Source organism: Williamsia sp. Y844, from assembly GCF_056786475.1.
On record NZ_JBXCJB010000003.1, the window covers coordinates 907,796 to 927,199 of the forward strand.

A 19,404-nucleotide genomic window follows, 5' to 3' on the forward strand; every position below is an offset into this window, starting at 1 on the left:
GGCCCGAGAGTAGTCCGCAGGTGTTCCGCCCACGAGGGATTGCCTGCGATTGCCGACGTCACGACACCGTAGAATCCGGTGGGCTCATCTGCGGCTCGCTGTGCATGGTCCCGCGCTGGTCGACGAAGATGACGTCGCGGTCGGCGTTCATCCCGCGGCTCACGAGAAGTTCCTATCCTCAGAGTGCGGGAAACTGGGAGATGGTGCCCATCACAGGAACTTCGTTGGTTCGCGCACCCGCCACCGCGGGTGCGACGACACTGTCGCCATCAGGTCCCAGTACGCCTGTGACAGTGAAGCTGTCGATCACCCATGCCACGTTCTCCGCCGACAGCACGCTGCCTCGCTGGAGTTGAACATGCAGGTGCGCTTCGCTGGTGTTACCCGAATTGCCAAGGCGTCCGATCTCCTGGCCTTTCGTCACCTTGTCGCCGACCTTCACCATCGCAGGGCCGTCTTTCATGTGTGCGTACAGGGCGTACACGCCATCGCCAAGGTCGAGGACGACCTGATTTCCAGTGGCATCATCGATCACGTCGACCGGTGTAAGGGTCTTCGGTGCGACATCGGGCAGCCCGGAAACCACGCGCACGACCGTCGCATCCGCCACCGCGAGGAGCGGCTGGTCGAACGCGAGGTAGCTCTCGTTCAAGGTGGGATCACCGCGGTACGACGTCATCGTTGTCGGATCAATCCCCATGAAGTCGATCGCGAATCTCTCTGCAGCAGCGACCCGTCCACCCACGGGGATCACCACGTCACTGTGAGCGTTCAGCGCCGCCGCATCCAATCCGTTGTTCGCGAACCAGTTGTCGCCCGCCACCGGCGACCCGATCACCAACGGTGATTCCGAACTCGTTGTCACCGCGCCCCCGATCTGCTCGACCTCGTCGGGGTACTTCGAGGCCAGTCGCGGCGCGTCGGGTGCCGCGGGAGCAAAGGTGGCGGCGATTCGATGGGTGAACGCAGCCGGAATCGCCTCTGCCGTCGGGTAAACCGCGCGAGCGACGACGATCGCGGTCCGGCCCGCCGGGATATCAGACGTTCCGACCGCGGTACTGGCCACAAGCATCGTATTGGCGGCGATCTCCTGCTGGTCCGACGTTGCGAGGACCTCCCCACCTTCGTTCTCGGCAAGGGTCTCGATCGTCGTCATCGTCGCATCGCGCGGCGCGGCGTTGAAGACGCTGAGTTCATATGCGACGTAATACTGCCCGTCCGACCCCTTCACCGGAATGACCTCCGGAGAGAGCACGCTGATGATCAACGGCGAGAACTCCAACGTGGTCTGATCCTGATAACCGGGAAGCATCCCCGAGCCGGCAGCGGAGGACGACGGGCCCGCGGTTGATGCGCCATCCGCCTCCGTGCACGCTGTCACGATCAAAAGGCTTGCCACGGAGAGCATCAGCACGGTCCATCGGGCTGACGTCGTTATTTCCGGCATGTCGACGGCCACTTTCAGGTCGATTGAACATCGACGCTCGAAGCATGCAACGTCGCGAATGCGTGGAGCGTAACAGCAAAGAAGCCGCATTCCGGACAAGAACAGCTTATCTGGCACAATTCTGTCCCACTGACGGGATTCAGACCTATGCCCGTTTAACCCATGGAACTAGATTCCTTGTTGCACAGTCGATCTCGTCTGACACGGTTCGGGTAAATGCGGTCAAGCCTCGCTTTCACGCCAGTCAATCAAAGAGATCTAATAGGTCCGTTGTTCCCAGAATCGGGCGGTAATGTCGTCGCATGCCCCAACGCACAGTGTCCATTGTTTTGTTCGACGGCTTTGAACTGCTCGACGTATTCGGTCCGGTCGAGTTGCTCAGTGTTCTGCCGGACGAATTCGACGTCAGCTTCCTCGGGCCCGCGACGCGGCCGATTGCCAGCTCCCAGGGCGTGACTGTCAATGCGAGTCGTACATACGACCACGCGCCACCTGCCGACATCATGCTCATCCCCGGAGGGATCGGAACCCGATCACTGGTGTCGGACAACGATTTCCTCGACTGGTTGCGCCAGTACGCGGCGCAATGCCAACTGGTGACGTCGGTATGTACGGGCTCTGCGGTGCTTGCGGCTGCCGGGCTCCTCGACGGGTACCAAGCCACCTCGAACAAGGTGGCGTTCCGATGGGCACAGGAACACGGGAACACGGTGACGTGGCTCCCCCGTGCCCGCTGGGTGCAGGACCGTGATCGCTGGACCTCGTCCGGTGTCGCGGCGGGCATGGACATGACCGCAGCTTTGATCGGCTCGCTTTGCGGCGCGGAGACGGCTCAACGAGCCGCCGATCTGATCGAACTCGAAATCCAAACCGACCCGACGCACGATCGATTCGCGGACGTAAACGGACTCTGATTTGAAATAGCTGGCGTCTCGTCACGAACTTTCGAGACTATCCTCGGCCCACATGACGCACGAAGATGAGCGGGTTGACGGGATCACCTCGGGCTCGCTGTCAACGCCCATCGGCTCGATCACCCTTGCCAGTAGCGGCGAGGCGATCGTGCGGGTGGCGTGGCGGTGGACTCCTCCGCCATCGAGAAATGCGCCCGATGATCCTCTACTTGTCGAGGGGCTTGCCCAGCTCCAGGCCTACTTCGACGGGAACTTGACCGAGTTCGATCTTCCGATCGACATGCACGACATGTCCGACGTCGCCCGCGCCGTCCTCACCACGCTCGAGAAGACCGTGAAGCGAGGAGAGACGATCACCTACGGCGAACTCGCAGCGCGGAGCAGTACCGGCGTCTCCGCGCGAAGCATCGGCACCATCATGGGCGTCAACCCTGTGCCACTGCTCATCCCGTGCCACCGAGTGGTCGCCGCCGATGGCCTGGGCGGCTACTCGGGCGGCGACACCGGGCAAGGCCTGCAGACAAAACGATGGCTACTCGACTTCGAGGGCGCGACTCCGCCCACGCTGTTCTGACCACGAACAGCCGCGGCCCGAGGACCAGACTTGGAACGCGCGCTCACCGATCGTGATAGCGCCATGCTGAGCACCCGCGACTTCCGCACATGAGTGCGCCGCGCCGGGTATACCGGACGAATGCCGGAACTTCCCGAGGTCGAGAACGCCAGACAGGTCGTAGAGAAGGCGCTGAACCGGGTCATCGTCGATATCGATGACACCGACACGTTCGAGTGTCGACCGCACCGCCCGGGTGAGATCGCCCGGGCGCTGAAGGGCGGCAGGCTCACCGAAGCCCGTCGTCGCGGCAAAGCCATGTGGTGCGAGACCGAGACCGCGGACGGGTCAGCGGGTCCCAGGCTCGGCATCCACCTCGGTATGGGCGGGCGCATCATCGTCACGGCGCCCGACGGTGATCAGACCTCGATCTACGGCGGCGGCGATCCGCACGTCGGTGAGCGGGACACCGACAAACCCGAGTGGACGCGCTTCGCCATGACGTTCGATGACGGAGGCCAACTCCGACTCTTCGACAAACGCCGCCTCGGCCGCGTGCGCCTGGAACCCGATATCGACGCACTCGGCCCGGATGCCGCGGAGATCTCGCGCGAGGACTTTCGGCATCGGATCGGTTCCAGCGGAGCGCCTCTCAAGGCCAGGCTGCTCGACCAGGCGGCCATCGCCGGGATCGGGAACCTGCTCGCCGACGAGGTCCTGTGGCAGTGCGAGCTGTCGCCGACACGCCGCGCCAAGACCCTGAGCACCGACAACCTCGACAACCTACGTGTTGCCCTGCGCCGTGCCATCCGATCCGCTACCAAGAAGGGCGGCGTCCACACCGGGGAGATCATCCCGTATCGGAAGACCGGCGCCGTGTGCCCCCGGTGTGGGGCGCCGATGTCACGCGGCACCGTCGGCGGGCGCACGACATGGTGGTGTTCGCGGGAGCAATCGTGAGCAACTCATCAGAAAGGCAGCAGCCGGCACCGCGGCTGGTATCGCATTCACGCACCGACAGATCGGAACTCCGTTGACAGACTTCGACACGCTGATCGTCGGCGCCGGTATCGCCGGCCTGACCGTCGGGCGAATCCTCGCCGATAACGGCCAACGGGTGGCGATCCTGGAGGCCCGAGACCGCCTCGGAGGGCGCGTCTGGACCTCCCGCGCAGACGGCGAGGTCATCGATTACGGAGCATCCTGGATCCACGGGGTCGATGGAAATCCGGTTGCCGATGCCGTCAAGGCCTTCGGCATGCGCACGCTTGAGTTCACCGTCGGCAGCTATCAGCCGGATGGGCGACCCATCGCCTACTACTCCCCGACCGGCTCGCGATTGGGTGACGAAGCCGCCCAACATTTCTCATCAGACATCCATTCGTTCAGCGATCGGCTGGCGACCACCATCTCTTCCTCGGAGCCGAACACCTCCTTCGGTATGGCGGTGGAAAGCACTTTGGCGCAACTGAAGTGGGACGAGGACCGTTCGATGCGAGTCCGCGAGTTCCTGCAACACCGGGCCGAGGAACAACTGGGTGTGTGGATCGACGACCTCGACGCGCACGGTCTCGACGACGATGCGATCGAGGGCGACGAAGTGGTTTTCCCCGACGGCTACGACGAACTCGCCGTACAGCTGGCGAAGGGCCTCGATGTGCGACTGGACCACGTTGTCACCTGCGTGCGGTGGTCGCCGACCGGTGTCACCATCGAGACCGGCCGGGGGCATTTCTCGGCCGGCCGGGTTGTAATCACGGCTCCGGCCGGAGTGCTGAAGTCGCCCGAATTCGTGCTTGATCCACCACTGCCCGAACCGCTCTCAAGTGCTTTGAATCGGCTGGAGATGAACGCATTCGAGAAGGTGGTCCTGCGGTTTCCGCAGAAATTCTGGGACGACGACGTCTATGCGATTCGCCGGCAGGGCGAGGCCGGTCGGTGGTGGCATTCCTGGTACGACATGACCGCCCTGAACGGTTCACCGACGCTCCTGACGTTCGCGGCAGGCCCTTGCGCCAGAGCGACTCGCGAATGGTCGGATACGCAGATCGCCGACTCAGTTCTCGACGCATTGCGAGGGCTATATGGCGACCGCGTTGTGCAACCGGACCGGGTTCACGTCACTCGCTGGCAGGACGATCCCTACGCGCGCGGTTCGTATGCGTACATGACGGTCGGCTCGGACCGGCAGGATCACGATGTCCTGTCCACGCCGATAGACGGCGTGTTGCACCTGGCCGGCGAGGCCACCTGGACCGACGACCCCGCGACGGTGACCGGTGCGCTGAAGTCGGGACATCGGGCAGCAGAACAGATCCTGGGTCGCGATGTGTCGTTCACGGAGATCTGGAGCTGATCCGTGCACGAAAAAGGCGGCTCCGGATTTCTCCGAAACCGCCTCTGACCTGCTCTGACTTCTGTCGGGCTGACAGGATTTGAACCTGCGACCACTTGACCCCCAGTCAAGTACGCTACCAAGCTGCGCCACAGCCCGTGGCACTCCCCGTTAAGGGCGCTGAATGAGATTACCTCAGGCACCACCCGCAGCGAAAATCGCCTGGTAGAAGCCCTGTCGAGCCTCAGTCGTCAGCGCGCCGGGAAATCCAGCAGGTCCGGCAATCACCCACATCAGCTCCTCCGACGAATTACCTAAACATCCCTATCTGTCTGTATATTGACCTACTGTGACACCGTCGAATTACCTGTCCGCCGACGAGGTGGCCGATGAGCTCGGACTGCATGTGCGAACCATCCGCGCATACATCCGTGATGGGCGGCTCCGTGCCGCCCGCGTGGGCAAGCAGTATCGGATCACCCGAACGGATCTGGCCGCGTTCGTCGCAGGTGCAGGTAACACCGTCCCGGGACCAACGGCCGAGTCACCTGCAGAAGCGGGGGTCACCGAGCACAGCACGGTTGTTGTCGACCTCGAGAACCTCAAACCAGGCGACTGGGACCGCATCGCCACAGTGCTCACCGCCGCGGCGGGCGGCCGGGACCGCGGTCACCCACTACGCCTGACCACGGCCCCCGGCCCCGACGGCCGCTCACTGAAAGTGATTGCGCAAGGCAGCATCAGCGACACCGCAGACGTCCTGATCCTGCTCCGCGACCTGACTGAAGGAGGCAACTTCTCATGACAATGTTCCAGCAGACCCAAAACGGCGATGAGCTGATGGTCTATCCTGCCACCGGTGAAACCGTGGCAGCTCTCGACGCCATCGGCGCAACGTGGGGACACAAGGTGGCAGCGGTCGCGATACCCATCAATCGTTTGCCAGAAGGGTTCCTGGACCTCAGTACGGGCGTCGCAGGTGAGTACCTCCAGAAGATGGTTCAGTACCGCGTTGTGATCGCCATCGTCGGCGACATCTCCACGGAGGTCTCACGCAGTGAGTCGCTGGCCGCGTTTGTGCGCGAATCCAACCGCGGTCGTCATGTGTGGTTTGTCGACTCGATCGGCGACATACAAGCCAGACTTGCCTGACTGCACCACCTTTGGAAAAACCCCTGGTCAAGGACTTGTCGGTGGGTGCTGATAGAACTGTTCCATGACCGCGGGGGTGGCAAATCTCATCAACCGTATCGAGGGCATGGCCCTTGATACGGAAGAGATCGTTGCTGTCCGTGAGATGTTGTCCCGCAGGCTTGTTGACGTATCGATCGCGAACCTGTCGGACAAAGAGACCGTCGAACTCGCCCAAGCGATCGAAACCCAAACCCGCCGTGATGAAGCCATCAAAATCCGCGTGGCGGTCGAGTTGCGCGAACGATCGGTGGCGGCAAAACAAGGGCTCAAGCACAACAAGTTTCTGCGGCAGCACTTGCGCGTTTCGGCGGCCCAGGCCAGTGCCCGGTCGAAAAGGGCTGAACGGCTGGGTGAATGGCACACCCCATCCGGCGAGGTGGTTGCACCGGTGTACCCGAACACGTGGTCGGCGTTGCGTGATGGTGCGATCGGAGTGGCGCACTACAACGTCATCGACGACACCTTGCGTAACCTGCCCGGCAGTATTCGCAGCAACCTCGAATTGTGGTCCGACGGAGAAAGGCTGATGGCCGAGGCCGCCCGCACGATGGATCCGGACGAACTGAAAAAGGTTGGTCTGCACCTACATGCCCACCTGAACCCGGACGGCGAGTTCGACGACAGCGACCGTGCGCAGAAGCGGGAGTTGTCGGTATCCAAGCAAGGCGCGGATCACTTGGCCGGGATCAAGGGCACTCTCGACCCGGCGACCAAAGCATTGTGGGATGTGGTGGCGGCGAAGTGGGCAGCCAAGGGCATGAACAATCCGAACGATCCGGACTCACCGACCGGCAACGCCGACAAGGCAGACAAAGATGCCCTGCGCGCGGCGGCTGAGCGCGATACCCGCACTCCGGGGCAACGCAATCATGATGCGTTCAAACGGTTGATGGAAATGGTTGTCGGGCAGGGCAAACTCGGTACTCACCGGGGTCTGCCGGCGCAGGTCATCGTGACGATGACGTTGGAACAACTTGAACAAGAAACCGGTCTGGCCACCACCGCATCCGGTGGGGTGTTGGCCGTCAAGGACGCCCTGAAGTTGGCCGGAGTGAGCCGCAAGTTCCTGGCGTTGCTCGACGACAAGCATCGTCCGCTGTATTTGGGTCGTGAAGAACGCCTGGCCACCGCTGATCAGAGACTCGCTCTGATCGCCTCGGAGCGGGGCTGTTCTCGTCCGGGCTGTGATGCCCCGGCCTCCGAATGCGCGGTCCACCACATTCGGGAGTGGGCCAAAGGTGGTCGTACCGATATCACCGTGCTGACCCTGGTCTGCGGGCCCGATCATGCCCAGGTCAACGACGGTGATACCGGATGGATCACCGAAATCATCAACGCAGATAACGGCCCTCCGGGTTGGCAGGGCCGGATCGGTTGGCGTCAACGCGGAAGCCTGGATCTGCCGCAGCCCAACAACACTCATTTCCCGGACAAATACTTCACAAACCCGGAGATGTGGAATCCGAACAGCGACGCGGACGCCGAATGGTTCCTGCAACGCGCCCGCACCGTGTTCGATAAGGAATCTGCCGAGGCGCAGGTGTTCAACATCGACTACGGATGGCGAAACTTCAAGTGGCTCAAAGTTGCCTGAACATAACCCTGCCCCGACCAACAATGTTGATCGGGGCAGGGGTGCAAGCTGTCTCGTCCTACTTCGTGCGCTCGCGCTTCTCGCGGACTCGGACGTTCACCCGAACGGGCGAACCGTCGAAGTTGAAGGCCTCACGCAGCTTTCGCTCCAGGAACCGGCGGTAGCCGGCCTCCAGGAAGCCCGTGGTGAAGAAGACAAACGTCGGCGGCCGGGTGGCAGCCTGGGTCGCGAACATCACGCGAGGCAGACGACCACCACGCATCGGTGGCGGCGTCTCCGCGATGACATCCTTGAGCCAGTTGTTGAGCTGCCCGGTCGAGATCCGCTTGTCCCATGACGCCAACGCCGTATCCAGTGCCGGCACCAGCTTTGCCACCGACCGACCGGTGTGGGCTGAGATGTTGACCGTCCGGGCCCAGGGCACGCGGGACAGGTCGCGGTCGACCTCCTTGGCCAACTGCAGTCGGCGATCCTCGTCAACCAGATCCCACTTGTTGAATGCGATCACCAGTGCGCGACCGGCTTCGATGATCATCGTCAGAACACGCTGGTCCTGCTCGGTGATCGGCTCCGACGCGTCGATCAGCAGCACCGCGACCTCGGCGGCCTCGATGGCCGACCGGGTACGCAGCGACGCGTAGAACTCATGTCCGCTCGACTGCGTCACCTTCTTGCGCAAGCCGGCGGTGTCGACGAAGTTCCAGACCCGTCCACCGAGTTCGACCAGTTCGTCAACGGGGTCGACCGTGGTTCCGGCGACATTGTCGACCACTGCACGCTCTTCACCGGTGAGCTTGTTCATCAGCGAGCTCTTGCCCACGTTGGGCTTGCCCACCAACGCAACTCGGCGCGGGCCACCCATCGTGGTGGATTCGCGGGGCGTTTCAGGAAGGGCTTCGAGGATCCGGTCGAGCAGGTCACCGGTACCGCGACCGTGGGCGGCGGACACCGTGAACGGCTCCCCCAGTCCCAGCGACCACAGGGCAGCCGCTTCCGATTCCAGCCGCTCGTCATCAACCTTGTTGGCCGCCAACAACACCGGAGTCTTCGAGCGCCGCAGCACCTTGGCCACAGCCTCATCGGTGGCGGTGGCGCCCACGGTGGTGTCGACAACCAGAACGATTGCGTCGGCCGTCTTCATCGCGATCTCGGCCTGGCGAGCCACGGACTGCTGCAGACCCTTGGCGTCGGGTTCCCAACCGCCGGTGTCCTGCACCATGAACCGCCGTCCGGCCCACGATGCCTCGTAGGAGACACGGTCGCGGGTCACACCGGGGATATCCTCGACCACCGCTTCACGGCGCCCCAGGATGCGGTTCACCAGCGACGACTTGCCCACGTTCGGGCGACCGACGATTGCGACAACGGGCACCGCCAAGGGTGCGCCGTCGACGCCGAGATCGGAGAGCTCTACGAGCTCGAAGTCGGATTCATCCGACCACATTCCGTCAGACGAGATTGCTGCCCCGTCAAAATTGTCACTCATGCTTCTACCCCAATCCGGTTGCGCGCCAACTCAACCAGCTTGGCGATCACCTCTTCGATGCCCATGTCGGTGGTGTCGACCTGTACGGCATCATCGGCCGGCCGCAATGGCGACGTCGGCCGTGTCGAATCCAGATGGTCCCGACGGATCACGTCCGCGAGCACCGTCTGGTAATCACTGTCAATTCCTGCGGCGAGGTTCTGATCATGCCGCCGTTGCGCACGAACCTCAGGCGTTGCGGTCAGGTACACCTTGAGCGTGGCATCGGGGAACACAACGGTCCCGATGTCTCGGCCCTCGAGCACGCTGAGTCCGTTCTGTGCCAGATCACGCTGCGCCTGAACCAAGCGAGTACGCACCGCGGGCACGGCCGAGACGGCCGACACCGCGCGAGTCACCTCGTCGCGACGAATCTCATCAGAGACATCCTCGTCGTCCATCAACACGACCTGCTCGGTCGGACTACTGGTGACGGAAATGCGCACGCCCTCAGTCGCTTTGTCGATCGCGTCCGGATCGTCCAGTGCCACACCCGCCCGCAGTGCGCGCAGGGTCGCGACCCGATACATGGCTCCGGTGTCGATGTAGTTGGCGTCCAACGCGATTGCCACGCGGCGCGCCACACTCGATTTACCGGTTCCGGCCGGACCATCGATGGCGATCACACCGGACGTGATCACCCCTGGGCTGGTCACAATCCCACCGCCTTGTAGAGCGCGCCGATCTCATCGTTGCCCATGACCCGCAAGGTGCCCGGACGCTGTTCGCCGATGTTGACCGCACCGATGTCGGTGCGCACCAGTCGAATAACCGGGAAGCCGGAAGCGTCAAGGATTCGACGGACGATGTGCTTACGGCCTTCGTGCAGCGTCAGACGGAGCAGCGAAATGCCCTGGTTCACATCGAGCAACGCGAACTTGTCGATCTTGGCCGGGCCGTCGTCGAGCTCGATACCGTCGCGCAGGGTGCGACCGAGGTTGCGATGCACCTCTCCGCGCACGGTCACCATGTAGGTCTTGGGAACCTCGAACGACGGGTGCATCAAACGATGCGCCAGCTCACCATCATTGGTGAGCAGGATGAGTCCTTCGGTTTCGGCGTCGAGGCGTCCGACGTGGAACAGCCTCTGTCCCGACATGACGCGCTCGGCCACCAGGTCACCGATACACGGACGGGCGAACTCGTCGGACATCGTCGACTGCCAGCCCTTGGGCTTGTTGAGCGCGAGGTACTGATGTTCCTCGTTGACCACCACACGGGATCCGTCAACGCGGACCACCGCAGTCTCGGGATTGATACGCAGACCCTGTTCGAGGACGATTTCACCGTCGACCTCGACACGACCAGCCGCGATCAATTCCTCGGCACCGCGCCGTGAGGCGACTCCGGCCTGCGCGAGCACCTTCTGCAGACGCAATCCACCCTCGACATAAGTGGCGCCATCTTCCGAAGCATCCAGCGGATTCTGGTCGCGGGCAGGTTTTGCGTTGTTCAGCCGAGCCTGGCCGCTCTTCGCGTCAGGGGCCGAACGAGCTCCGCGCTCCGGGTTGAAGCCCTTGCGATGAGTCTTCTTGAATCGTGCTTCGGCGGCACCCTTGGTCGCCTTTCCCGCGGGCCTTCCGCCGGTCGCGTTGCCGCTGCGCTCAGTGCTCGGGTTCGCGGTCCGGTCACCGGTCGGACGACCGAAGTCTTCGCCGCTGGGCCGCGAGCCACGCTCGTGAGCGGGCTTTTCACTCCGCTCGTATGCCGGTTTTCCACCACGCTCGTACGACGGCTTTTCGCCACGCTCGTACGACGGCTTGCCGCCACGATCATGCGATTGGTTTCCATAACGCTCACCTGTCGGCCGCCCGCCACGATCGCCGGTGGGCCTGCCACCACGATCGCCGCCGCTGGACCGACCGTCACGCTCGCCCGAAGGCCGACCGCCGCGATCACCGAAGCTGGACCGTCCGTCGCGGTCTCCGGTGGGCCTGCCACCACGATCGCCGCCGCTGGACCGACCGTCACGCTCGCCCGAAGGCCGACCGCCGCGATCTCCAAAGCTGGGCCGTCCGCCACGATCTCCCGTGGGGCGTCCACCGCGCTCGCCGCCAGTGGGCCGTCCACCGCGATCACCGCCAGTGGGGCGTCCGCCGCGATCACCGCGGTCACCCGTAGGTCGACCACCGCGTTCACCGTCTGGCCGTCCGCCGCGTTCACCGAAGCTGGGCCGTCCGCCGCGTTCACCGAAGCTGGGCCGTCCGCCACGATCTCCCGTGGGCCGTCCGCCGCGCTCGCCGCCTGTGGGCCGTCCGCCGCGCTCGCCGCCTGTGGGCCGTCCGCCGCGCTCGCCGCCTGCGGGGCGTCCGCCACGGTCACCCGTAGGCCGACCACCGCGTTCACCGGTGGGCCGACTGCCACGCTCGGAGTAAGGCTTGGCGTCACGGTCGTCGAACGACCGTCCGCCCTCACGAGGAGCTCGCCCTTTGCCTTTGTTGTTGTCTCTGTCCGGTCTGCCGTCTCGGCTAGCGGGTGCCATTCTCTATCCCTAATTCCCGTCGTATTGATCGATCTGCAATGCGCAGCTCAATCGTCGTCGACGGTGATGTTGTTGGTTTTGTACTTCAAGTCTGACGGGTTACCTGCCAGTTTGGCGAATCGCGGGTCGCTGATGATCTCATCTCCGAGGGCATCGATGACGTCCACGTCAGGTAGCAACGGCGCGAGATCCGGTAACTCGTCCAAAGAAGCCAACCCCAGACGTTCCAAAAATAGTTCCGTCGTGCCGTACGTCACTGCGCCCGAATCGGAGTCCGTTCCGACTTCTGCAAGCAGTCCGCGCGCGAGCAACGTGCGGACCACACCGTCGACATTGACCCCGCGCACCGCACTGACCCGCGACCGGCTGACAGGTTGGCGATAGGCCACCACGGCCAGGGTTTCGAGCGCCGCGCGTGTCAGCTTCGTCCGCGCGCCGTCGAGGAGCAGCCGCTCCACATAGGGCGCGTACTCGTTGCGGGTATAGAGCCGCCAGCCGTCGCCTGCGTAGCGAAGATCCATGCCACTGTTTCGGTCGGTCAGTTCATTCGACATCTGCCGCAGCATCGTCTGAACCCGCGAAGTCGTCTCTTCGAGCACCGACGCCAGCTGATCAGTGGGCGCCGGTGTGTCTGTCACGAGCAACATCGCTTCGAGTGCCGACCGGAGTTCGTCGTCGGCGAGGAGGTCCTCGACCGGGAGGTCGTCATCCGACGTGTCGGGAGCATCGTCCTCGGACAGAGCATCGGCCAACGCATCCGACACCTCGTCGACGTCGGGCACAGGAGTCTCTTGCGGCTCTTCAGCCGGCACGTCTTCGGCCGGTACTTCTTCAGCCGGTAATTCAGCCATAGTCTTCGCCCTTCTCGACGATCACTTGAGCGTCTACGAGTTCGCCTGTCCAGGTAACCAACAACGATCCGAGGGCCTCGGGCTGTTCGAACGCCACGGCCCGCTCGCGGAACAGCTCCAGTAGTGCCAAGAATCGGGCCACCACCTCGAGGCCGCTACCGCATTCGACAACCAGATCGGTGAAGCTCACCCACACCCCGGCACCGGCGTGCCGCAAGATCTCCCCTATCCGCAACGCGTGCTGAGGTACCGACACCTTTTCGATGTGCAGATGCCCGAGCCCCACCTTCGGAACCGGTTTGGGTGTCATCGCGGCCACCGCCACCTCGGCAAACACCGCCGGACTGACACCGATGGTCACCTCGGGCAGCAACGACTCGAATCGGGCTTCGAGCGAGACACCGCGCGGGTAACGTTGCAGCGCAGCAGCTTCCAGCTCCGAAAAGAGCATCGCGACCTGTTTGTAGGCCCGGTACTGGAGTAGTCGCGCGAACAGCAGGTCGCGGGCTTCGAGTAACGCCAGGTCCTCGTCGTTCTCGACCTCACCAGAGGGCAGCAGACGTGCGGCCTTCAGGTCGAGCAGCGTCGCCGCCACCACCAAGAACTCCGTGGTCTGGTCGAGTTCCATCTCGGCGCCGAGGAGCTTGGTGTAGGCGATGAAATCGTCGGTCACCTCATGCAACGCGACTTCGGTGACGTCGAGGCGGTGCTGGCCGATGAGGTTGAGGAGCAGATCGAACGGCCCCTCGAAGTTCGTCAGCTTGACCTGAAACCGCGATTTCCCGGTAATCACGGGCTCTGTCGCGGGCTCCGTCAGGGGCTCTGTCGCGGGCTCGGGCGCAGGCGTCGCTGCCGCCGGATCAACTCCTGGCGTGTCATCTTCCGGCGTCTCAACCTGAGAGGACCCGATCTCTGAAGGCTCGGTCTCTGAAGGTTCGGTCATCTCTAGCGCGTGCGGTGAATGACTTCGCGGGCCAGTGCCCGATACGCCTTGGCGCCGCCTGATTTCGGTGCCCACGAGGTGATGGGTTCACCGGCGACACTGGTTTCGGGGAATCGCACGGTCCGGCTGATGACTGTGTCGTAGACCTTGTCGCCGAACACCTCGACCACGCGCTGCATCACCTCGCGGGAATGCAGGGTGCGGGCGTCGAACATCGTCACCAGGATGCCGCCGAGTGTGAGCCGCGGGTTGAGACGGTCGCGAACCTTGTCGATGGTGTCGTTGAGCAGCGCCAGTCCACGCAGGCTGAAGTACTCGCACTCCATCGGGATGAGGACGGTGTCGGCGCAGGCAAGCGCGTTGACGGTGAGCAGTCCCAGCGACGGCTGGCAATCGATGAGCACGTAGTCGTAGCGGTCGAGCAGCGGATGCAGCGCGCGGCCGAGTGTGTGCTCGCGGCCCACCTCGTTGACCAGCTGGATCTCCGCCGCAGACAGGTCGATGTTGGAGGGCAACAGGTCCATGCCTTCGACCCGGGTCCGCATCAGGACATCCTCGGCCGAGAGCTGCGGTGGGACGAGCATGTTGTGGACCGTCAGGTCGAGTTCATGGTGCGGCACGCCGAGGCCCGCAGACAACGCGCCCTGAGGGTCGAGATCGACCAGCAGCACCCGACGGCCACATTCGGCCAGCGCAGCACCCAGGTTGATGGTCGACGTGGTTTTACCCACGCCACCCTTCTGATTGCAGACAGCGACCACCGTGGCAGGACCATGCCGATCAAGCGGCGTCGGTTCGGGCACCGGACGCAGTTCGCGACCGGTCGGCCCGAGCTCTCCGGGTGCGCTGGGCTTTTCGCGGTCAAGTTCCTCTACACCGCGTGGCGGCGCCGAGATCATCAACTGATTCGCATCACGCCCGCGCCCGTATTCAGGTGGCTGCGGCGTTGTCACACCCAGAGCCTAGTGGGTCGGCGCGTCGGCGCTGTGGAGGCTCACCGCTACGAGGGTCCGCAGCCTGATATTGACGGTCCGGACTCATCGAGCGCGCGGGTGCGCGAGGGCGTACACCTCACGCATCGTTCCGACGGTCACGAGTGTGTAGACCTGCGTGGTGGTCACCGACGCGTGCCCGAGCAACTCCTGCACCACGCGGACGTCCGCGCCACCGTCGAGCAGATGCGTGGCGAAACTGTGTCGCAACGTGTGCGGTGATACCGCCTTGTCCAATCCGGCCCGCTCGGATGCATCGACCAGGACCTGCCAGGCGCTCTGACGACTGAGCCGGCCGCCGCGTGAGTTGAGGAACAGCGCCGGGTTGAACTTGGAGACGAGCGCGGGCCTGCCGCGCACGAGGTAGGCGTCGAGTGCGGCGATGGCCGGACGCCCCACGGGCACGATCCGCTCTTTGCCACCCTTGCCCCGCAACACCACGGACCGGGACTCGGTATCGATGTCGTCGACGTCGAGGGTGACCGCCTCCGAGATACGGGCACCACAGCTGTACAGCAGTTCGAGCAACGCCCGGTTCCGCAACGACCTCGGATCGTCCGCAACGTCCTCACCGCCGCTGGCGGCCAGGATCGCGAGGACCTCGTCGACCGGGAGGCTCTTCGGGAGCCGGCGCGGCGCCTTGGGCGGAGCCACACCATGCGCGACGTCGTCCGGCACGATTCCCTCGGCGGCGGCGAACTTGTGGAAACCTCTCGTGGCCACCAGGGTTCGCGCGATCGAGCTGTCGGCCAGCGGCGGCTTGCCGTTGTCGGCATCACCGCGGCGTAGCGCAACCAGAAACTCTCGGATGTCGGCCTCGGTGACGTCGGTGAGCGCATCGATCCCACGCGAGCTCAGATACTCCTGATACCGCCGCAGATCCCGGGCATAGGACTGCAAAGTGTTACGCGCCGAACCTCGTTCGACCTCGAGGTGGTCCAGGTATACCTGCACCTGATCCGCGAGGCTCATGAGGTTCGGCGCGCGTTCACGATCGACCGGCCCCGTCGCGCTCGGCCTTGCGGTCGGCGAACGCCACCGGACGGTCGGTCCAGGGCGCGTCGACATCACGCAACGGAATCGACTGTGACCGTGTGGCGGACAGGGCCAGAATCCCGGCCGCGGCCGTCGCGTTGACGATCTCGCCCGACAAGATCTGTCGCACCGCATCATCGAGCGACACCCAATGCAGCGTCATGTCGGCTTCTTCGTGCTCCGGATCCGGTTGCGGCACTTCCGTTATCCCGGTGGCCAGATACACCCGCAGTGCCTCGTCGGTGAATCCGGGTGAGACGTCGATGTCCACCAGGACCTGCCACGCAGCGGCGGCAAGCCCGGTCTCCTCGAGCAGTTCCCGGCGGGCCGCGTCGACGGGACTCTCCTGCGGGCCCCCGTCGAGCAGGCCCGCAGGGAGTTCGAGAAGACGCCGGCCGATCGGATGGCGGTACTGCAGCACCATCGCGATCTCATCCTGATCGTTCACCGCGACCACCGCCACCGCACCGTGGTGTTCGACGACCTCACGCTTGGCGGTGGTCCCACCCGGCATCGCGACCTCGTCGACGCGGAGCGCAACAATCGCCCCGTCGTAGTGAACGTCGGTTCCGAGAGTCCGGAACTCGTGACGCTCGCTCAAATGCCGGCCTCTTTGGCGCCGGCCTCGGCAGCGGTCACGTCGAGAACGGAATCGAGATCGGGATCGACTTCTTCGTCGCCGTGGACATTCACCGGGAGACGCTCGGCCATTTTGTACCGCAGCGAGGCCCGCACGAATGCGCTGAACAACGGATGCGGACGCGTCGGACGGCTCTTCAGTTCGGGGTGGGCCTGTGTGCCGACCAGGAACGGGTGGACCTCACGCGGGTACTCGACGAACTCCACGAGGTGGCCGTCCGGCGAAGTACCCGAGAACACCAGACCGCTTTCGGCGATCTTGTCACGGTAGCTGTTGTTGACCTCGAAACGGTGCCGGTGGCGTTCTGAAACATCAACGGAGCCATAGGCATTGGCCACAACCGAACCGCGCTCCAGCGTCGCCGGGTAGGCGCCGAGCCGCATTGTTCCGCCGAGATCGGCCTCACCGGCGACGGCGTCTTCCTGATCGGCCATCGTCGAGATCACCGGGTACGGGGTCTCGGGATCGAACTCCGTGGAGCTCGCATCAGCAAGCCCTGCGGTACGCGCGGCCTCGATGACGATGCACTGCAAGCCCAGGCACAGTCCCAGGAGTGGGACGTTGTGGGTGCGCGCGTATCGGACGGCGCCGACCTTGCCCTCGATACCGCGGATCCCGAATCCACCGGGGATCAGGATGCCGTCGACATCGGCGAGCGCTGCCTGCGCTCCGGCGTCGTCGGCACAGTCATCCGACTGCACCCAGACGACGTTCACGCGAGCCCGATGTGCGAAACCGCCGGCGCGGATGGCCTCGGTCACCGACAGGTACGCGTCCGGCAGTTCGACATACTTGCCGACCAGCGCGATCGTGACCTCTTCGCGAGGCTCATGGACCCGCTTGAGCAGTTCGCCCCACACGGTCCAGTCGACGTCCCGGAACGGCAGACCGAGCTTGCGGACGACGTACGCATCGAGCTGCTCGGCGTGCAGCACCTTGGGGATGTCGTAGATCGACGGCGCGTCCGGTGTCGAGATGACGCCTTCGATGTCGACGTCACACATGAGCGCGATCTTGTTCTTCAGCGCCTCGGGGACGTCGCGGTCGCAACGCAGGATCAGCGCGTCGGGCTGGATACCGATGCTGCGCAGCGCGGCGACCGAGTGCTGGGTGGGTTTGGTCTTCAGCTCACCCGAGGGTGCCAGGTACGGGACCAGCGACACGTGGAGGAAGAACACATTGTCCCGGCCCACGTCGTGACGGATCTGACGTGCCGCCTCGACAAATGGCTGTGATTCGATGTCGCCGACCGTGCCACCGATCTCGGTGATGACGACGTCGGGGATCTGGCCGTCGTTGTCGGCCTGGCCCATCGCCAGGATGCGGCGCTTGATCTCGTCGGTGATGTGCGGGATCACCTGCACGGTGTCACCGAGGTATTCACCGCGACGCTCTTTTGCGATGACGGTGGAATACACCTGTCCGGTGGTCACATTCGCGAATCCGGAGAGGTCCCGGTCGAGGAAGCGCTCGTAGTGGCCGACATCGAGATCGGTCTCCGCGCCGTCTTCGGTGACGAACACCTCACCGTGCTGGAACGGATTCATCGTTCCCGGATCAACGTTGAGATAAGGATCTAGTTTTTGCATCGTGACGCGCAGTCCGCGCGCCGTGAGCAACTGGCCGAGGCTCGAAGCCGTCAAACCTTTACCGAGCGACGATGCAACGCCCCCGGTCACGAAGATGTGCTTTGTGCCTGACCGCACATGACGTAATGGACGCAACGCTTCTCCCGTTAGTACTGCGGCAAGAAATCCTTGCCTACCTACGGGACTCCACGGTAACACCAATGGCCGGGTTTCTTGCTGTTGACACGACGCGTCGGTTGCCCAGAATCGGGCGATGCAGACACGAACGCCACGTGCCCTGCACCCAATGTGGCGCAGATGACACGTGGCGTCGTCTGCAGATCCTTCGGTCAGATCTCCAGGTCGTTCACATCCAGCTCAGATCCGGCTCAGCTCTCCGGCGCGATTGCGGTGGCGCCGGGGCCGGTGCCATAGGCGCCGTGCTTGTTGCCGAGCTCGTCGGTCAGCGCCAGGACGGCAGTGATCCGCCCCGTTGCCTGATTGACGTTGTCGACGGTGGAGACCTCTGCGTTCAACGCCGGGTCGGCCCGGACCACCGCGATCGGCGACGACCCCTCGGCCGAACCTGTCCGGCCCACCAGGACAGTACCGGCGCCACGCTCTGAGTAGGCGCCCGCAAAGCGCGCGATCACCTGTCCACGCGCACCGGAGTCATCGGCAAACTTGTTGCCTGTCACGATGATCGAGAGTTGAGCCGGCGCTACCGTACCTTCGGCGTAGTCGATGAATCCGCCTTGCTTGAGTGCTGCCAGACCGGCGTCGGTGGCAACGGAGTCGACCTGCGGCTCAGCCTCGTCCGGTGACAGATTGAGCAACAGCCCCAGCAGATCACCGGCGCGACCACCAGAGTCGGTCAATTCGGCGTTCAACGTGCTGCCTGCGGGTATCGACTGGTCGACGATCGAACGCATCTTCTCGGCGCTCTGATCACTCACGAACGTGTCCGTCAGTGCCACCTGTCCACTGAGGATCGCTCCCGACTTGTTCAGGTTGTCCTTGACCGCGGCCACATCACCCTCGTCGGCGCCCGGCGCGGTGATGATCAACACCGGACGATCGGTCAGGGAACCCGCCAACAATCGTCCCGCGATCGCGGTGTCGAAGTTGTTGGCGGCGTTGAGGTTGTTGGTCAGCTGCTGGTTCTCGTCGCGCAGCTCCTGCTCCCGCTCGTCCTGGGTGTCACTGGCCGATCCGAACGTGTCAGCAACAAATCCGGATCCCAGCACCACCCCGACGGCGAGGGCAAGGAACACCGCAACCAGCGAAATAGCGTGCTGGCGAAGCGAAATCACAAAAATCTCATTCCAAGG

17 protein-coding genes, 1 tRNA gene and 1 pseudogene are annotated in these 19,404 nt (G+C 63.9%); 7 read left to right on the forward strand and 12 right to left on the reverse strand.

The window, feature by feature from the left end; translation table 11 throughout:
* Positions 1-178 precede the first annotated feature (178 nt).
* On the reverse strand, positions 179-1,381 hold the full coding sequence (locus AC1TQG_RS21010) for a M23 family metallopeptidase (RefSeq protein WP_482139810.1): 1,203 nt from the start codon (positions 1,379-1,381) through the stop codon (positions 179-181).
* A gap of 368 nt (positions 1,382-1,749) precedes the next feature.
* Here AC1TQG_RS21010 and AC1TQG_RS21015 point away from each other — a divergent pair, with 368 nt between their 5' ends.
* The 4 genes from AC1TQG_RS21015 to AC1TQG_RS21030 all read left to right on the forward strand — a co-directional run bounded on the left by AC1TQG_RS21015 (position 1,750) and on the right by AC1TQG_RS21030 (position 5,270).
* Positions 1,750-2,361 carry a DJ-1/PfpI family protein gene (locus AC1TQG_RS21015; protein ID WP_482139812.1) on the forward strand — a complete coding sequence of 204 codons (612 nt, stop codon included), beginning with the start codon at positions 1,750-1,752 and terminating at the stop codon, positions 2,359-2,361.
* Between the two features lie 52 nt (positions 2,362-2,413).
* Positions 2,414-2,935: a methylated-DNA--[protein]-cysteine S-methyltransferase gene (locus AC1TQG_RS21020; RefSeq protein WP_482139813.1), complete on the forward strand. Its 522-nt coding sequence runs from the start codon at positions 2,414-2,416 to the stop codon at positions 2,933-2,935.
* Between the two features lie 120 nt (positions 2,936-3,055).
* On the forward strand, positions 3,056-3,874 hold the full coding sequence (locus AC1TQG_RS21025; RefSeq protein WP_482139815.1) for an Fpg/Nei family DNA glycosylase: 819 nt from the start codon (positions 3,056-3,058) through the stop codon (positions 3,872-3,874).
* Positions 3,875-3,947: 73 nt separating this feature from the next.
* A complete protein-coding gene (locus tag AC1TQG_RS21030) occupies positions 3,948-5,270 on the forward strand; it encodes a flavin monoamine oxidase family protein (protein WP_482139817.1) in 1,323 nt (440 codons plus the stop codon).
* Positions 5,271-5,334: 64 nt separating this feature from the next.
* Here the strand turns inward: AC1TQG_RS21030 and AC1TQG_RS21035 are convergent.
* Positions 5,335-5,408: transfer RNA gene (locus tag AC1TQG_RS21035), tRNA-Pro, on the reverse strand.
* A gap of 190 nt (positions 5,409-5,598) precedes the next feature.
* Between AC1TQG_RS21035 and AC1TQG_RS21040 the strand changes: the two genes are divergently transcribed.
* From AC1TQG_RS21040 to AC1TQG_RS21050, 3 genes are all read left to right on the forward strand, one after another.
* Positions 5,599-6,054: a helix-turn-helix domain-containing protein gene (locus AC1TQG_RS21040; RefSeq protein WP_482139818.1), complete on the forward strand. Its 456-nt coding sequence runs from the start codon at positions 5,599-5,601 to the stop codon at positions 6,052-6,054.
* Positions 6,051-6,401, forward strand: a complete 351-nt coding sequence (locus tag AC1TQG_RS21045; RefSeq protein ID WP_482139820.1) for a DUF4180 domain-containing protein — start codon at positions 6,051-6,053, stop codon at positions 6,399-6,401. The genes AC1TQG_RS21040 and AC1TQG_RS21045 overlap by 4 nt, the downstream gene beginning before the upstream one ends.
* Before the next feature lie 64 nt (positions 6,402-6,465).
* Positions 6,466-8,037, forward strand: coding sequence for an HNH endonuclease signature motif containing protein (locus AC1TQG_RS21050; protein ID WP_482139822.1), 1,572 nt, complete (start codon positions 6,466-6,468; stop codon positions 8,035-8,037).
* Between the two features lie 58 nt (positions 8,038-8,095).
* Here the strand turns inward: AC1TQG_RS21050 and der are convergent, their stop codons facing one another.
* The 10 genes and pseudogenes from der to AC1TQG_RS21100 all read right to left on the reverse strand — a co-directional run bounded on the left by der (position 8,096) and on the right by AC1TQG_RS21100 (position 19,386).
* The gene (gene der / locus AC1TQG_RS21055) at positions 8,096-9,523 is read right to left on the reverse strand and encodes a ribosome biogenesis GTPase Der (RefSeq protein WP_482139824.1); all 1,428 of its coding nucleotides are present in this window, start codon (positions 9,521-9,523) and stop codon (positions 8,096-8,098) included.
* Entirely contained in the window at positions 9,520-10,188 is a 669-nt protein-coding gene (cmk, locus tag AC1TQG_RS21060) for a (d)CMP kinase (protein ID WP_482139959.1), read from the reverse strand. The genes der and cmk overlap by 4 nt, the downstream gene beginning before the upstream one ends.
* A gap of 26 nt (positions 10,189-10,214) precedes the next feature.
* Positions 10,215-11,261 (reverse strand): annotated as a pseudogene (locus tag AC1TQG_RS21065) (pseudouridine synthase); the annotation flags it as partial.
* A gap of 830 nt (positions 11,262-12,091) precedes the next feature.
* Positions 12,092-12,895: an SMC-Scp complex subunit ScpB gene (gene scpB, locus AC1TQG_RS21070; protein ID WP_482139826.1), complete on the reverse strand. Its 804-nt coding sequence runs from the start codon at positions 12,893-12,895 to the stop codon at positions 12,092-12,094.
* Positions 12,888-13,838, reverse strand: a complete 951-nt coding sequence (locus AC1TQG_RS21075) for a segregation and condensation protein A (protein ID WP_482139827.1) — start codon at positions 13,836-13,838, stop codon at positions 12,888-12,890. Before AC1TQG_RS21075 ends, scpB begins: the two co-directional genes overlap by 8 nt.
* A 2-nt stretch (positions 13,839-13,840) precedes the next feature.
* Positions 13,841-14,737 (reverse strand): ParA family protein, encoded by an 897-nt coding sequence (locus AC1TQG_RS21080; protein ID WP_482139961.1) that lies wholly within the window; start codon positions 14,735-14,737, stop codon positions 13,841-13,843.
* Between the two features lie 138 nt (positions 14,738-14,875).
* Complete coding sequence (xerD, locus tag AC1TQG_RS21085; protein ID WP_482139829.1) at positions 14,876-15,802, reverse strand: site-specific tyrosine recombinase XerD; 927 nt, start codon at positions 15,800-15,802, stop codon at positions 14,876-14,878.
* A 16-nt stretch (positions 15,803-15,818) separates the two neighbouring features.
* A complete protein-coding gene (locus AC1TQG_RS21090; protein WP_482139831.1) occupies positions 15,819-16,466 on the reverse strand; it encodes an NUDIX domain-containing protein in 648 nt (215 codons plus the stop codon).
* Positions 16,463-18,229: a CTP synthase gene (locus tag AC1TQG_RS21095; RefSeq protein ID WP_482139833.1), complete on the reverse strand. Its 1,767-nt coding sequence runs from the start codon at positions 18,227-18,229 to the stop codon at positions 16,463-16,465. The genes AC1TQG_RS21090 and AC1TQG_RS21095 overlap by 4 nt, the downstream gene beginning before the upstream one ends.
* Before the next feature lie 233 nt (positions 18,230-18,462).
* Positions 18,463-19,386, reverse strand: coding sequence for a copper transporter (locus tag AC1TQG_RS21100; RefSeq protein WP_482139835.1), 924 nt, complete (start codon positions 19,384-19,386; stop codon positions 18,463-18,465).
* Positions 19,387-19,404: the final 18 nt, after the last annotated feature.

Coding starts and splice junctions, on each gene's coding strand:
- AC1TQG_RS21050 (WP_482139822.1), top strand. CDS start 6,466: ATGACCGCGGGGGTGGCAAATCTCATCAACCGTATCGAGGGCATGGCC.
- AC1TQG_RS21080 (WP_482139961.1), bottom strand. CDS start 14,737: ATGATCTCGGCGCCGCCACGCGGTGTAGAGGAACTTGACCGCGAAAAG.
- scpB (WP_482139826.1), bottom strand. CDS start 12,895: ATGGCTGAATTACCGGCTGAAGAAGTACCGGCCGAAGACGTGCCGGCT.
- der (WP_482139824.1), bottom strand. CDS start 9,523: ATGAGTGACAATTTTGACGGGGCAGCAATCTCGTCTGACGGAATGTGG.
- AC1TQG_RS21020 (WP_482139813.1), top strand. CDS start 2,414: ATGACGCACGAAGATGAGCGGGTTGACGGGATCACCTCGGGCTCGCTG.
- AC1TQG_RS21015 (WP_482139812.1), top strand. CDS start 1,750: ATGCCCCAACGCACAGTGTCCATTGTTTTGTTCGACGGCTTTGAACTG.
- AC1TQG_RS21045 (WP_482139820.1), top strand. CDS start 6,051: ATGACAATGTTCCAGCAGACCCAAAACGGCGATGAGCTGATGGTCTAT.
- AC1TQG_RS21025 (WP_482139815.1), top strand. CDS start 3,056: ATGCCGGAACTTCCCGAGGTCGAGAACGCCAGACAGGTCGTAGAGAAG.
- AC1TQG_RS21075 (WP_482139827.1), bottom strand. CDS start 13,838: ATGACCGAACCTTCAGAGACCGAGCCTTCAGAGATCGGGTCCTCTCAG.
- xerD (WP_482139829.1), bottom strand. CDS start 15,802: ATGAGCCTCGCGGATCAGGTGCAGGTATACCTGGACCACCTCGAGGTC.